The following is a 15,133-nucleotide window of genomic DNA, read 5'->3' on the forward strand; positions in this document are numbered from 1 at the left end:
ATGTTCGTCTATTGTATTTTTAGGGTTTCCTGTACACCTTTATGTCGGTAGTGATATAGCTATCGCTGCTAGTGGTGTGAAAACTTTTAATTTTGATGATACCCAATCTCCCATCGGCCGTTCTGAAGGGCACATAACGCGGGGTAGTTTGTTTATCAAAGCCTTCGATGACGCCGTCGCTGAACTTAAATACAAATTGGCTAAAGTCTTTTGAGGTTTTGATGGCGTCAAATTTTGCATCGGTCATCTGGGTACAAGCAGCACAAGCCTCCAACAAATTGATAAACGTAGTACGCTGAGCCTTGGGAATGGTAGGCATCAATAGACTAGCTGTTTTGTCAGGTGATAAAAACCGCCCGTATCCGAGGGTTTCATCTTGGGCGAAAAACACAATGTCTAACTCTTTACCAAAAGAGAGCGTATCTAACGCCTCCGCCGCAATGGACTGTTTGCGGCGCGACACAAAATAGCTGGAATATGTAGAAGCCTCATACACCCCAAATGGGATGTCTTTAAAGTACAGCAAATTGGTGGGGGTGTTCGCAACTATCTCTTTTTCAGATGTCTTGCTTGTTTTTCCGTTGGATGCCGTCAATGTCACCTTGTAGGTTTTTGCGTCGGGCAGTAGGATGGTCGTTATGGAATCATTTTCGGCCGTTATTCTAGCATTGGCATCATTGACGCTCCATTTTTGTTGGAGAGCCCCTTTTGATTTGTTAATAACCTTGATGGTAAGGGGCGCTTCTTGGTTGAAGTTAAAATCCGTCGTTTCGTACTCAAAAGTTGGCTGTAAGCTTTCGCCCACCAAAATGGTAGAATCAAACTGCACAAATTTTTGACCACTGAATGCTTTTAAAGATACTTTGTATTGCCCTTTTTCGGCAAAAATAACGGTGGGGTTCTCTTCGGTAGAGGTAGGTTTATCCCCTTTCTCAAACGACCATTCGTAACGTGTAGCGCCGACTGATGAGTTTTTAAATTTTACCGTAGCTGGGGCCAGATTATTGAGGTCAAAACTAAAGCCAAACTTGGCACTCAAGGGTTTCCCAATTTCGATGGTTGTTTCCTTGCGCGACGTTTTGCTGTCGATATTACTTACTTCAAGGGTAATTTTATACTTACCCTCTTTGCGAAAGAGCAATTCGGGGGGTGTTTGTAGATTGGAAGAAGCAATGGAAGCTCCCTCAAATGTCCATTTATATGTGTCGGCATTTACGGATGTATTCTCAATAAGAACCCGCGTCGGAGCTGCTTTATTGTCATCAATGAATTTAATGGTAAAATCAGCCGTTGTCGAAAGCGCCATCTCCTTAAAACAAGCCAAATGCAGGTGCGCTATTACCAAAAGCAAAAGAAGTCGAATTATCTTTTTCATCAGTATGGGACTAAAGTTTGGTGGGTTTGGAGCGTTTTAATGATTTTCGTTTACTTTTCTGACTTTCACGGCCATCTTGAGCAACAATAGTCATGGCGTACAAATACGCACCTGAATCGTTGACGGTTTTGTCATTGTATTCAAAGTTTCCAGCGGGCACAGTGGCCAACTTCCGAAGTTGTGCTTTGGGAGGGTCGTTTCGATAAATCACATATTCTTTGGTGGTTGAGAGCGCCGCCGATGGCCATTGTATCAAGACACCTTTCGTGGTATTTCGCAGGGAAAATGTAGAAACTCCCTCATGAAGTTCTTTGGGGAAATCTACCTCAAACGCCATGCTGAAATTGCCAATTTGTCCGTCATCTGCTACGGAAGCGATTCGGTACTCATGGTAATATCCCTGCTTAAATGTAGTATCGGTAAAAAAGTTGGTAGCAATGGTTTTGGGGCCAATTGCTTTAAACACAGTATCCAAATCGCTTCTTCGTTCCAATCGGTAGCCACTGATAAGTTTATCTTTCGCGCGCATCTCGGGCCAATCCAGAAATAGATCGCCATTGGCCAATTTGTAGTTAAGGTACATAGGCGGGGCAATGTCAAGTGGCATGATGGCCTTAAATGCGACCACATTAGAGAAGTCGCTGGTATCCTGTGAGAGATTTTGCGCCACAACGGCATAATACATTTTTACCCTAGCCGAAAAAACCCCCGTTGAATCCGTGAATTCAGTTCCCTTAACCACGTTGCCCAAATGGCTCAATTGGTCAGGTTTTGTTCCTCGATATACGACAAAGCCAAACCTTGAATTACTTTCGACGGCATCCCACTTCAAGGTGGGAATTTTTTTGGATGCGGTATCAATCCGCAAATTGTAAGGTGGAAGCGGAGCCGAAAAAGTAGTGCCTGATAAAACAGTTGTGGCAGGTACTCGCTGCGCAACGTTTTGTTTGGGGTTAAAGAGGGCTTTTACCTGATACGTATAAATCGAACCACCTTTAATTTTATAATCAATAAACGAGTCTGTATCATTACTTGCGATAGACAAGCGTTCGGGTTCATTATTACCCTCTGCTCTTTCAATCAACACCCCATAATAATAGGGTTTTGAGGGAAGTTTTTGCCATTTGATTTTAATACAATCGGTAGAATCCTGTCCCGAAACAGCATAAATGAGCGGTACCGAAGATTGGGAAATGGCATACGCTCCAACAACTTCAGATGAATCAGGATCGGAGGTTACCCCGCCAAAGGTCTCGGGTATAATACGTACTTCGACGTAGGCTTCTGGAGTTGTTTTTACAAAGGCTCCCAAGCGAAACACGCCCGCAGTATCGGGCATCGCTTGATACTTTGACAACAATTTCCAGCCCGCTTGATTTTCTTGATAGTAAACAGAAAACGCAACTTTTGAGGGTTCGATAGGAAATGAATTCAAGTAATTGACGAAAGCGGTATTCTGCTCTTTCACCCTCTTTTTTTGTTCTTTTGCCGATAATCTTGTGTTGATTGGTGCGTACGCTGGAAAAGTCTCCGATTTAGATAATCCAGCAATTGGAAAATCGGCATGAAACTTAAAAACCACAGTGCTATCATTCGAAATGATGGTGTCTTGTACTATTTTAATCCCGTTTAATTGGGGATTTGGTACTTTGCTGACAATTTTTGTTTCTGCCCAAAGTTCTTCCTTCCCCGATTTATCTACTCTAATGGCCTGATAGGAATAGACGACGCCTTCTTCGACCTTTGTATCATTGAATGCGATACCGAATGCTTCCAAGTATTTATGCGAAAAAAAGCCTAGTACCAGGAGGGAATCGAAATGATACTCAGTAGCTAAGTAGTGCTGAACTGATGCTTCCGAAGCGAGGTTTTTGATTTTTTGAATACCATTTATTCCTTGTGACGTCACAGCGGCCCGCAACTCAGCTACGGTTTTACTACGTTTGGTTTGTCCTACATTTTGATAAGACTTAAACTTATTGGTAAGCAATAACTCAGCGCGGTTGATTTTAAAGTAAGCTGTTGATTTCAACAACTCTTCGGAGGAGGCTGTTTCTTTGTCTTTTGGTAAAATGGATAGTAGGTTCCCCCTTTCGGAAGGATACACCTGAATCGCTCCTTTCGTGGAGACTTCTTGTGCTGCCAGTCGGAAACATCCGAATAGTAACATAACGAAAGTACAGACTACTGTTTTAAGATTACAAAAACTCATTGTATCGTATTATTAAATATCCTTTCTATTAAATTGGTGTTTTTTAAAGATCGAACTTCCAGCCAGAACCTGCTCCTTTTTCTTGGTAACGTACCTCTAGAGATTTATCAAGACAGATTTTCCAATCAATGCCACAAGGAATTACTACTTTGCACCATTCAACATCATAATCGTTACATCCCAAGGATTTGTTATTGTATAGGCTAAACGTAACGGCGGCCCTTCCTCTAAAATTCCACCCTTCGGTATTATCTCTTCCTCCTTCAAGTAGTAAACGTAGCTTTAAGTCCCCCCATGCTTCAAGGCAGAAACCCTCAACACCCACCCGTCCATAGGTGTTTAATTCAAAATTAAAGTCATTTCCAATCTTAAAAGCCAGCTCAGAGAAGGAAACAAAAAGGTAGGTTCTATTGGATATGGATGTCTTAATCGACCAAGCAAAGACGGTATATGCACCCGACCATTCTTTGTACAGGCCGAGCGTTGCGTCAAGGTAAATGCCGTTTAAGGTTGTCTTCCCATTGACCAAATAGTTGCTGTTGATATAGTCTTTGAACTTAGCAACATCCCTTGGCACACTTGCTCCAATGAAATTATTGTTGATACCAAGCGCAAAAACAGCATTTGCATTCATTCCTAAAACAACTGTTTTTACATTGGCGCCAATGAATACCGATTCTGAAGTGAGGTAAATGGTCCCCTGTATATTTGCCTCTGACCCTTCTATAATCTCTTTGACGCAGTCAATGTTCGCTAAAATGATGGTACGGCAGAAATCAAGTAAGACGGTAGCAGTGCAGTATTTATTTTTTTTGAGGTACCAATCAGCACTTCCTTTTACCACAGGCATTGCTCCGCAGGCATCTGTTTCGAAGAGCACTTCTAGCCTAATGGCGCGGAGTTCACTTACTTCGGGAGAAGTCCCCGTTGTAGTAGCCGACCCTAAAAAGAACACCGAGTATTTGTTGGTTGCGGTATTAATATCAATTCCGCCTCCTACTGAAGTCCACATCAGGGGCCCCGAAACTAACCCATAAGTACTAGCGACAATGGAGGCCCCAAACTCAATTCCGTCGGGAAGTTTATATAATTTTAGTGAAGCTCCCCAACGACGCTTCATGGTATCCATTTCGCCTTTTCCTTCAAAACCAACCCGATCGCCGCTCGTTGATAAGTTTAATGACATGAATGCTTTGAAGGCCGTGGACTCCATTACAATATCAATATTGTTAAATTGAATGGTGAATTGGCCGTCCAGTTCGCCAACAACAAACGACGCATCTCCCTTTGCTTTTATCCCCTTTAAGCTTTCGACTTGTACCCCTCCCGCAATTCCAAACGCCCAATCTACTTCTCCTTCTTGAAGTTCAATATCATCTTCTTCCTGCATTACTTCATACCCACCGACATTGGAATCGCGATTCAATACTCGTTTTTCATTTAATGTGCGGTAATAGGCATTGTTGTATTTGGTGGTTTTGTTCAATTCAGCGGTTTCTTCATTACTCCTTTGCAAGGTTTGAAGCATTTCGCTCCAAGGTACTGCCCCTCCTTTATTGAAGATTACTTTCCGAATATTTACCTTGACAGGGCCTGCATTTACTGTTCTACCTACTTTTACCGCCACATAAAATTTCCCTGCGGTATTATACACTAGCTTTTCAACTTCAAGCGGGAACAAGTCTTTAATCATCTTGTTCGTATTTTTTGTTACTTCCATCCGTACACCCGCTTCCACTTCGTAGGCTTCGTCGTCAAAATTATACCCTAACAGGATATGCTGATCTTCGGGGCTTTTCAGAATAAGGTTTTTGATTTTGAACCCCTCTTCTGGAAATTCCATGTCCAGAAATGGATACGTAGAACCGTTGGCTTTGCGAACCGCCATCGAATGAACAATCAAGTGGTTCTTTTTATCGGTATAAAGTTTACCACCAAAGCCCGCATTGGAGAAATCATCAAACACTTGGATTTTATCTATTTCAAATCGCCACGAGCCCGCTACTCCCAACCGAACATAATAGGGGGTTCCTTTGCCATCTTCGGGCTCCCTTTTGGCGAAACGAATCTCACGCATTGGCAGGTCGCCTTTGGGAGCTAATAGTAGCTTTTCTACGATGGGCATGTAGCCTTCTATACCAATTTTTTTCATCATTGGGAAAGCTAAATTCCCCGCAAAAACCACCCCATCTTTGGTAAGGCTTGCTTCTTTCTCTTCGTCGAGGAGTACGCTAAAGCCCAGACCCAAGCCTAAGCTTATTTTCTCTTTTTTCCCCGTTGGATTTCCATCGTCGTCTTTTTCGTCACGTCGCTCTATTCCTTCTACATCTTCAGGGAATTCGAGTTTGAATTCCAATTCTTCGTTAAAATTGGCCAATTTTTTACCCCCTGATACAAACACAGGGATAATTGGGGCGTCCTTTTCTTTTTCTTGGTATTTCTTTAATTCGGGTTTTTCTTCTTTTTCAGCTCCTTCTGCTACTACGTCGTATTTTCCCTCTTTTTTCTTGGCTTCTTGTTTAGCATTCGCATCCAGAAGCTTTTGCTTGTTTTTGTCGGTAATGTCGTTGTTGAACGCTACATCTCCTTGTTTTTCAGCTACGTTTGGCACCAAATCGAATTCTTGAAAAATGGGATCTGCTGTTTTTTTCAATATTTTCTCTGGCTTGAATTTAAGCCCCACACCCCCAATTTTTCCCAACGACTCTCTGCCTTCCAACTTTAATTTTACAAGTTTTATAAAGTTGGTATTACCTTCGTTTTCGTTGTTTGATTCTACTTTTGCATAGTTAAATAGCTTCAGGTTGAGGGTTTCTTGTAGGAGGTCGGTATCGTCGTCAACCAAAACCGCATTTTCTCCATCGTAATCGTCTGCTTCTACCTCTACCTCCTCGAAGGTCAATTCTTCGCCCTCGTCAAGCTCATAGATACCTTCTTCCTCCGATAAGTCTATGCTTCCGGTCATGAGATAAGTATCCGCATCAATCCGCTTTATTGACGCAACATCAATGGCAAAACCTTGCAGCGTCTTGAAATCTGGTATGGTTGCATCGCGCCTGTAAATACTTAGCTGTAACTCTTTTAATGCCTCAACTGTCGTGTATTCAAAATCATCACTTGCGTTGTTAACAAAATCCCTTATTTTTTCTTCTTTCGTTTTTGTCTTTGTTGTAAAAGCCCACGTAATAGTATTAAATCCTTTTTTTGTGAGGGTGATTTCTACCTCTTCAGCGTCTTTTTCCAACCATATTTCAAAGCGCCCTTCTTCGTCGGTTTCTACCTCATCGATATCCTCTGCCGCAATAGTAACGCCAGCTTCTACTCCTATCTTTGATGAATCTTCGCGAAAACCAGTGACTACCCCAGCTACCAAAATGGCTTCTGTCAGCTCAACTTCTACTTTTACGGTATCAGTTTTATTGGTGGGTGTATCAAAATCAACCGAAAATTCTTTTTCTAAATAGAGTACTTCGGCTGTTTTATCTTTGTTGGTTATTTTTCCCTCCAAAGTTGTCCCCTTGGTATGAAGTAGCTTTACGATACCCTCCTCTGGTATATCAACGTTTTTTTTGTCGAAGACCAAACTGCTTGCCGTGTACTGCTTTTCGTTTTTATCATCCAGTACATAGGTACGAATATGCACTACGTGATCGATACTTGTAGCACCCACCGAATCTTGCTTATAAAACGCTTGAAGTCGGGTGTTATAGTCTTCAAAATTGCTTTCAAAAGCATCTTCATTACCCAATTCTTCAAAGTTTTGGCGTGTGAGGCTCCGTAATTGCTGAATTTGGGTGTTCCAAAATGAACGTCCAAAATCGGAAACCGCTTCGGTACTAGTTGATTTGGAGAAGGTTGAGAGGTCAATGTCGTCGGTCAAATAACCATCTGCCAAGAGTTTGACCGACTGGTCAGCCTCGACTGACGGACTGAATTGTACGTTCAAAATGAACTCCCCATTTTGGTTGGAGGTAGCAATTGCTCCGCTGCTATGCGTAAGTTTTGCTCCTACGATGGGTTCTCCGTGTTGGTCTTTGACAATCGAAGCAATGGCCGTCCCCGTTGACTGTAAATCAATATCCACAACGATGTTAGCAGCTGGTTTATCGATACGTTTTCCCTGATAAAAAGAATACACCCCAGAAATTCGGTTGTAAATGATGATATCATCAATCTCCTGATTGAAGGTAATCTCCTCTGGAAGCGTAAATTCGTAATTGCCTGCTTCATCTGTTGTCACCTCCTCCCAATGGAATTTTTCGTATTCGTTGGGAGTGGTTACTTTTCCTTTGGCATCGATATCCCGAATATCCTTTGAGTTTTTGAGAACTAAGAGACCAACCTCCCAGTTGGGCGCTGGAATACTTTGCCCACCCGACTTACCACGAGCAGCTACTTTTCCTTTAATTTTCAATAACGGTGGTGTATATACGAAATTGGCATTTATTGTAGGGATTCCATACCAATCTTTCGTACCTATACGAACTGATGTATAACCATTTATTTTGTTCATGGGGAAATGTTTTTCATCTTTCCCGTATTCTTTTGCTCCAATTACAAAGTTATCAAGGGTGGTTTCATTCGTAAATAGGTTGAGGTTAGGCTTTTGGATATCCCCTACTTTTACATACTGATTTTTGTTATAACGGATTTCTTTCGAAACATTTTGACCTGCCTCGTACTGCAAAAGCTCTTTATTCGCTTCATAGACCGTCTTTAGGCGATAGACATTAATTTCCTCAAATACCTCATTGTTAATAGGTCGTCCATCAGGGAGTTTAAAGATGGGGTTCAGGCGAACGGTATTTGTAAGTAGCGTTTGCGTACCCAGGGTGCGCTCAGAGGCTCCTCCTTCATCCTGAATCTCAATAGTCGTAATGAAACCGCTATAGTCAATTGTTGGCCCCTCAATCGTCAGGTATTTGTACTTATATGAGTTTAGAGACCTAACATTAATACTATTTGATGAGAGTGAATACTTACCATCAGATGATGTTTTTCTACAATCTAGTCGCTCTACACGGTCGTCATAGGTATAAGAACTGTTCGTTAGCCAACGATTTTTGAATTCTTGAATATTTTTGGCCGTTGATTCCTTGGTTGAACCATATAAACACACCAAGGCATTTTTCAACTTGTACCTGCTTTTTTCCCCAGTTAAAGTAATTTTTTGGGGCTCCAGTTGTAATGGTTCATACGCTCTTATAACAGCTTCCACGTTTCCATTCAGGGATAGAGGCTTTCTTTGCTGCTCATCAAACTGAGTGTATTCAATCGCTTCCATGTCATAGATGGCTGGTTCTGACATTCTACCAAATACATCTACTGCCCTAACTAAAACTCTAAACTCTCTTTGGTTGTATATAGAATGCGTATTTATTCCTGAAGATCGAGAGTCATCACGGCCTGTAAACTTTGTGTATTTAGTGACGCCATCCATTCCTTTCTCTACCTCAAAGGTATCGAAGGTTAAAGGGTCTTTTTTTGCTCCTTCTTCGTTGTTTTTATCAAATAGTAAGGAAGTTACAACATACTTCTGGTGGTTGTCTTCACCTTTCCAGTCGAAATAGATTTTATTATAATCAGGAGACCGTACTATACGCAAATCGGTGGGAGGATTGAGTTGTTCGGTAGGTTTTTCGTAAAAAAAAGAAAATATTTCGCTGTACCCATCATTTAGGAAGTTACTGGCCTTACTAATGGCTCCAAACTTAGGTCTTACTTGTACGCGCCAAGCATATACGGCTCCTTGACGTAAAGGAGGATACTTGGCATCGTACAGTAAAGTAGGTAGAGTAGTGGTAATTTTGCATAAAGGTGGCTGCGACAGAAACACATTTTGTATATTTCCCCTATTGGCAATTGGCAGCTCGGTAAGTGTAAACTCATACTCAATGTTATTATTGGGCGTATGCCGTGGAAGCCACTGAAAAACAACGTTCTGTACTTGGCTTACCGTAGCCCCTGAGTAATTTAAAGGGTACATGGGCAGTGGAGGATCGCTTACTTCTATCCAAGTCGGGGCTGTCTGAATAGGTTTTGACAACAATGCTCCCGAAAAAACATCTCGTAAGTAAAACGTAAATGTATAGATTCCCGATGGTAAGGGTTGTTGATATACCGACTGGGGTACCCCTTGCAAATTATCTGGGGAGAAACAGGCAGCAATGATTGTTTTCGGGATTCGGAAGACTATCCCAGAGTTTATTTCGAACGAAGTACTCGCTGAGGCAGTCAAAGAGTAGGCACCGAAGCCTGGAGCATTCATTTCTAACTGTAAATAGACCGAACGAGTCGGAATTTTTAAATCTTTCAGGATTACTTCTACGTTGATAGGGTTGACGATGGGGTTGAGGTAATCTTCCAGCATTGCCGATGCTGGTAATGAAACCGTAGCAGTGCCATCAATAGGATAGTTAGGAGCCTGTGCCGAAGCAAGGGTTTTGATAAGTATATTAAATAGGAAGATAAAATAACTACTTCGGATGAAGGTTTTCATTCTTGAGTTTTATTGTTAGAATTTATAAGAATAACCTATGGTAGCTGTGTAAATAGTAGCAGGCAAGCCTGTAGCAGCTGGCGAGTTTGTGCCTGCATTATTGTTCATCAACAACAGGTTCCCGTTTAAATTTGAGTTTTTTGTGATTCGGTAAGAAGCCATGGCAGTAGCCGAAAAAATGGAGCTTGAGGATTGTTCAGCGGCCTTGGTCATTAGCATGGTCGAAACTACCGATAAAGACACCTTGTCGTCAGCCAACTGTTGCTGCACAGAAGCCGTTGGCCCATGAGCTACGATATTTTGTCCTCCCAGTTTGTTTTGATTGAAATTATAGCCTGCCGAAAAATTGATTTTTTTCTTCGGAAAGCCCAACACATAACTTGACTGAGCGGTATATACCTGACTTGTTTGGCCAGTGCGTATAAAATCACCTTGTTTGTTGGCCGCATCTAAAACTGTCCCCATGACTGAAAACTGCTGCGTCGTTGTTTCAGATTGCTTAATGATATACGAGAGCATCAGCGTTGCATTCCGATTTATTTGCGTGTAATTAAGGGTGTCAATCGGAATAAAACTTGATTCTCGTTTTGCTTCTTTTATGAAATCCCGTACAAATACAAAACCTCTAAAATTTGAAAAACTGAAGTTGATATTCAGCTTTTGGTTCGGTACAAAAAGCAAATTAGTCGATGCCACAAAACGTGTTTGCCCGTTGGCTTTGGTTACCAACAAATCACGTTGGCGGCCTACGTTACCTGAAAACACTAGTTTGTTGTCGAACAAGCGCTGTACTAAATTGAGGGTGTAATTTTCGAAGTCATTGGTAAAGAAGTACCCCCCAAACGTTCGATAGCCAGGATCAACACGCTCGTAACCCACTCCCAAAATGGTCTTTCCTCCCCAAAACGGTCTTGAAAATTTTGTTTTAAAGGCCGTTTTCGACTGAATGGGTGCCATTGTTTTGAAAAACAGTCCTCCAAAACCCGTACGAGTGCTATCACTTGCAAGTGAGGAGTTTTCAGAAATAAAACTATTGCTGAATTCTAAGTCTATTTGTCCGATTTTTGGGAAATTGATACCTCCTTCAATCCCCAAAACAATGTTTTTTTGGGGACGAATTCGATTGGTAGCCAGTCTTTCAGGGGTAACGGATGTCGGGTTGTCGGCTGCGTGTAACAAGGACGTCCCTATTCGAAAATTACCAGGATTATATACCACTTTTAGTCCATATCCCATTCGATTGTACGTAGAGTCGTTGGTGCTTCTTATCAACTGACCCACCATCGTACTGATTTTCCACTTGTTGGGAGAAAGCTCAAAACCAACTCCTCTGAACTGATGGCCGTTTAATGTATATGGAGAAAAAGTAAGCGCGGATGTACCCAGATAGGCAGTTGCCCATTTGTATCGGGGAGCTATCGAAATCTGGTTGAATGAAAAAGGCTGGCTATAATTAAATTTTCGGTTTGAATAATTGATACTCAACGGTACCGAAATTAAGCCCAAAACATTGAAATTTAATGTTCCGTTTACAAAATAGCTCAACTTTTGAGAGGGTACAGGTAAATACGAGTTGTAGAGCGTATTCAGGTTTAAGCCTCCACTTACTTTCAGTTTTGGAGCCGACTTTATATTTCCTAAGTCAATAGATTGCCCGATGGAATGGCCTATCGAAAAAACAAATACCATAATAACAAATAGAGTAGTTCTCATTATTGCCAATTGTAAGAATGGTTGAAAACTTCTATTGCGATTATTAGGTGATTTATTATGGGTTGTGGCTTCATAATTCAATGACTGATTATACCTTGATTGAAGCCACAAAAATATACCAAGAAAAAGGCTTATTCCATAGGGGGAAACCCCTATTTTAAAGCAGCAAAATTGTATAAAAAAAATGGTTGACTAGTTTTGTGACCCAATCAATCCCGTCTATGAGAAAACTCTTTTTGTATGTTTTGTTAATGTGCAGCCCTTTTCTTCTTCAAGCTCAAAACAAAAAGAAGCTAGACAGTTTATTGAGGTTGAATAACGTTTACTTGAAAAAAGATACTGTTAAAATAAAATTGCTGCTGGACATTCATCGCTCGTATGTCCCATTTGATTCAAAAACAGGGCTGAAATATGCTGATGAAGCGTTGGAATTAGCGCAATCCATACATCACCCTTTTTTTACGGCGACTGCCCAACTCCAAAAAGGCCAGTCGTTACAAGACAATGGTAAACCCGAGGAGGCATTACAGTTGTACGCTCTATCTAAGCAGTATTTTGAGTCAGAAAACAAAAAACATTTTAATCTGGGCTCTATTTATGTGTCCATGGGTAGCGTATATGCTATCCAACAAAAATCAACCCTTGCGTTGCAGTACGTACAAAAAGGGCTTGATTTTTTTCTGGATCAAAAACAAAAAAGAGGAGCTGCCAATGCTTATTTGGCCCTTTCAACCAGTTATCAACAAATAAACGACTCGGCAAAAGCAGAAGAAGCCCTCAAGCAATCGGAAGCGCTGTATCGAGAACTGAAAGATAATTTGGGTATTGCGCTTGTGCTTATTAAAAGAGGGAGACCCCAGTTTGATACAGGGAATTATCAAAGGGCGCTGGACTTGTTTTTAAAGGCTTTACAATTGCTAGATGAATCTATCTATTCGAGTCGATTATACGAAATATATTCGTTGCTCGGGGATATATTTAATCGAATCGGTGATTCGGATAAAGTATTGCTTTATAAGCAAAAAGCGGTAGCAGTGGCTGAAAGTTTGGGACGAGAGCCCCTGATTGCCGAAAGTTATCTCAACGTAGGGGTAGCTTATTTTGTACTCAATAACTTTGATAAAAGCCTATCCTACTATTTAAAAGCACTATCAGTAGCAAAGAAAATTGACGACAAACCGAAATTGTTTATTATTTATTCAAAACTGGGACCTGCTTATCTCAAACAAAAAGACTTTGAAAAAAGCTGGATGTACTTACAGGAAGCCCACAAGCTGAGTCAAGAACTTCAAAATAGCCGTCATATTGCCGCTTCTTTACACGATATTGGTAATTATTACTACACTGTTCCTGATTCCGTTTTACTGAAACGCGGCATAGCGCCTTCACAACGGTACCAAAAATCGTTGGAATACAATATTCAAAGCCTGCAACTTTATGAAAAAGCAGGTGACAGAAGGAATATTTCGGCACGGTGGGCCAGCCTAAGTATTTTGTATCGTGACATGGGAGATTTTAAGCAAGCTTATAACGCATATAGAAAATTTATAACCATTAAAGACAGTATTCTTAGTGAAAACATTAAAAATGAAGTCATTCGAAAAGAAGCTCAATATGATTTTGACAAAAAGGAAGCTCAACTTAAGTACGAACAACAACTCATAGCCAAGGAGCTTGAGAAGGAAAAGCTTCTCACAACTCAGCAGCAACAAGCTATCCAAATCACAAACCAAACCCTTATTTTGAGTGAGAAAGACCGAGATTTACAAAGATTAGCTTATCTACAAGAGAAAGCAAAAAAACAAGAACGCGAACAAGAACTCAAACTTGCCTGGCAAGATAAAAAGCTGCAGAGCTCCCAACTGCTTGCACTTACCAGAGAAAAAGCGCTTCAGCTTCAAACACTCGCTAAGAAAAACGCGCTAATCGGTTTTCTCATTGCCTCGTTGCTGGGGTTGGTGTTGGCCGTATTTTCGTTTTATCTGTGGCAACGCCAAAAACGCCTAAACCAAGAAAAAGAGAACAGTATGAACTTTACCAAACAACTATTACAAAATACAGAAGAAGAACGTCAACGAATTGCTAGCGACCTTCACGATAGTATCAGTCACGAACTTCTCACTCTAAAAAATATTCTTCAGGGGGATATTGCAACAGTCAGTGGTAAAATAGATACCATTATTAACGATGTTCGCAGCATTAGCCGAAACTTACACCCCGTGTTGTTTGATCAAATTGGGTTAGTACTCAACATCAAAACCCTCGTAGAGCGTTTTGAGAACCAAAATGATTTTATGGTGATGACTGACATTGATTACCAAAGCACCTTAACTTCCTCTGATGAGCTTCAATTGTACCGTATCATTCAAGAGGCGTTGAGTAATGTGATTAAATACGCCAATGCCCATGCAGCTAAAATTACATTACAAGCTACCGAAAAACAGGTATTACTTGAGATAAGAGACAATGGACAAGGATTTGATGTTGAAAAAACGCTGAATAGTGGCAAAGCTTTCGGACTTCATAATATCATCGAACGTGCCCGAGTCGTTGGCGGAACTACCCAGCTCCAATCCACCTCTAAAGGGACGGTAATATCAATTGTTATTCCCCAAAAAAGCTAAAAAACGTTCAAAAAATGCCTTCTATATTAATCGCTGACGACCATCCCTTTTCCTTAATGGGTACCAAAGTATTTGTCGAATCCCTAGGCTATCGTGTAGTCGATTGCTGTTCTAACGGCATTACAGCACTCAATTTAATAAAGTTACACTTACCCGATATCGCCATTCTTGATATTAATATGCCTGGACTAAGCGGACTTGAAGTGCTACAGCAAGTTGCTTCGGTTCGCTTGCCAACCCGAGTTATTTTGTTGACCATGCACCGAGAAAAGTCAATTTTTGAGAAAGCAAATCAATATGGGGTGTATGGGTATTTACTAAAAGAATTTGCCCAAAATGAGTTAGATGATTGCTTGAAAAAGGTAAACCAAGGCAAATTATACATAAGTCCTAATCTCCAATCGGAGCTAGTTCAAGATAAGACCCACTCAAAAGACGGTTTGGAAAATCTCAGCTTTGCCGAGCGCAAAGTACTGGCTCTCATTGCCGAGCACAAAACCTCCAAGCAAATTGCTGAACTGCTATTTATTGCCGAAAAAACAGTAGAGCATCACCGTGCAAATATTATCCAAAAACTCAATTTACCCAAAGAAAAGAACTCACTTTTGGTTTGGGCTACTGCTAACTATAAAAAGTGAGTTCAATTACCTTGTTTGAAAAGTAATATGATATTTTTTATCCCGCAGACAAACGCAGATTAAAATTCAACG

General features: G+C 41.0%; 6 protein-coding genes. 2 read left to right on the forward strand and 4 right to left on the reverse strand.

Annotated elements, in window-relative coordinates:
* Nucleotides 1–19: 19 nt before the first annotated feature.
* The 4 genes from FHS57_RS27205 to FHS57_RS27220 all read right to left on the reverse strand — a co-directional run bounded on the left by FHS57_RS27205 (nucleotide 20) and on the right by FHS57_RS27220 (nucleotide 11,799).
* Nucleotides 20–1,375 (reverse strand): PKD domain-containing protein, encoded by a 1,356-nt coding sequence (locus FHS57_RS27205; protein WP_183979261.1) that lies wholly within the window; start codon nucleotides 1,373–1,375, stop codon nucleotides 20–22.
* A gap of 10 nt (nucleotides 1,376–1,385) precedes the next feature.
* Nucleotides 1,386–3,545, reverse strand: a complete 2,160-nt coding sequence (locus tag FHS57_RS27210; RefSeq protein WP_183979263.1) for a fibronectin type III domain-containing protein — start codon at nucleotides 3,543–3,545, stop codon at nucleotides 1,386–1,388.
* 85 nt (nucleotides 3,546–3,630) lie between these two features.
* Nucleotides 3,631–10,086, reverse strand: coding sequence for a hypothetical protein (locus tag FHS57_RS27215; protein WP_183979265.1), 6,456 nt, complete (start codon nucleotides 10,084–10,086; stop codon nucleotides 3,631–3,633).
* Between the two features lie 15 nt (nucleotides 10,087–10,101).
* Nucleotides 10,102–11,799, reverse strand: coding sequence for a hypothetical protein (locus tag FHS57_RS27220; RefSeq protein WP_183979267.1), 1,698 nt, complete (start codon nucleotides 11,797–11,799; stop codon nucleotides 10,102–10,104).
* A gap of 326 nt (nucleotides 11,800–12,125) precedes the next feature.
* On the opposite strand from FHS57_RS27220, the gene FHS57_RS27225 reads away from it, so the two are divergent.
* Together FHS57_RS27225 and FHS57_RS27230 are read left to right on the forward strand one after the other, a co-directional pair.
* Nucleotides 12,126–14,423, forward strand: coding sequence for an ATP-binding protein (locus tag FHS57_RS27225; protein WP_183979269.1), 2,298 nt, complete (start codon nucleotides 12,126–12,128; stop codon nucleotides 14,421–14,423).
* 14 nt (nucleotides 14,424–14,437) lie between these two features.
* Nucleotides 14,438–15,061: a response regulator gene (locus FHS57_RS27230; protein WP_183979271.1), complete on the forward strand. Its 624-nt coding sequence runs from the start codon at nucleotides 14,438–14,440 to the stop codon at nucleotides 15,059–15,061.
* The last annotated feature ends 72 nt before the right edge of the window (nucleotides 15,062–15,133 follow it).

Origin of the sequence: Runella defluvii (assembly GCF_014195535.1) — a bacterium.
Taxonomy (GTDB): Bacteria; Bacteroidota; Bacteroidia; order Cytophagales; family Spirosomataceae; genus Runella; species Runella defluvii.

Bases quoted from the DNA above. Each gene is read 5' to 3' on its own strand.
- FHS57_RS27205 (WP_183979261.1), bottom strand. From the start codon at position 1,375: ATGAAAAAGATAATTCGACTTCTTTTGCTTTTGGTAATAGCGCACCTG.
- FHS57_RS27210 (WP_183979263.1), bottom strand. From the start codon at position 3,545: ATGTTACTATTCGGATGTTTCCGACTGGCAGCACAAGAAGTCTCCACG.
- FHS57_RS27215 (WP_183979265.1), bottom strand. From the start codon at position 10,086: ATGAAAACCTTCATCCGAAGTAGTTATTTTATCTTCCTATTTAATATA.
- FHS57_RS27220 (WP_183979267.1), bottom strand. From the start codon at position 11,799: ATGAGAACTACTCTATTTGTTATTATGGTATTTGTTTTTTCGATAGGC.
- FHS57_RS27230 (WP_183979271.1), top strand. From the start codon at position 14,438: ATGCCTTCTATATTAATCGCTGACGACCATCCCTTTTCCTTAATGGGT.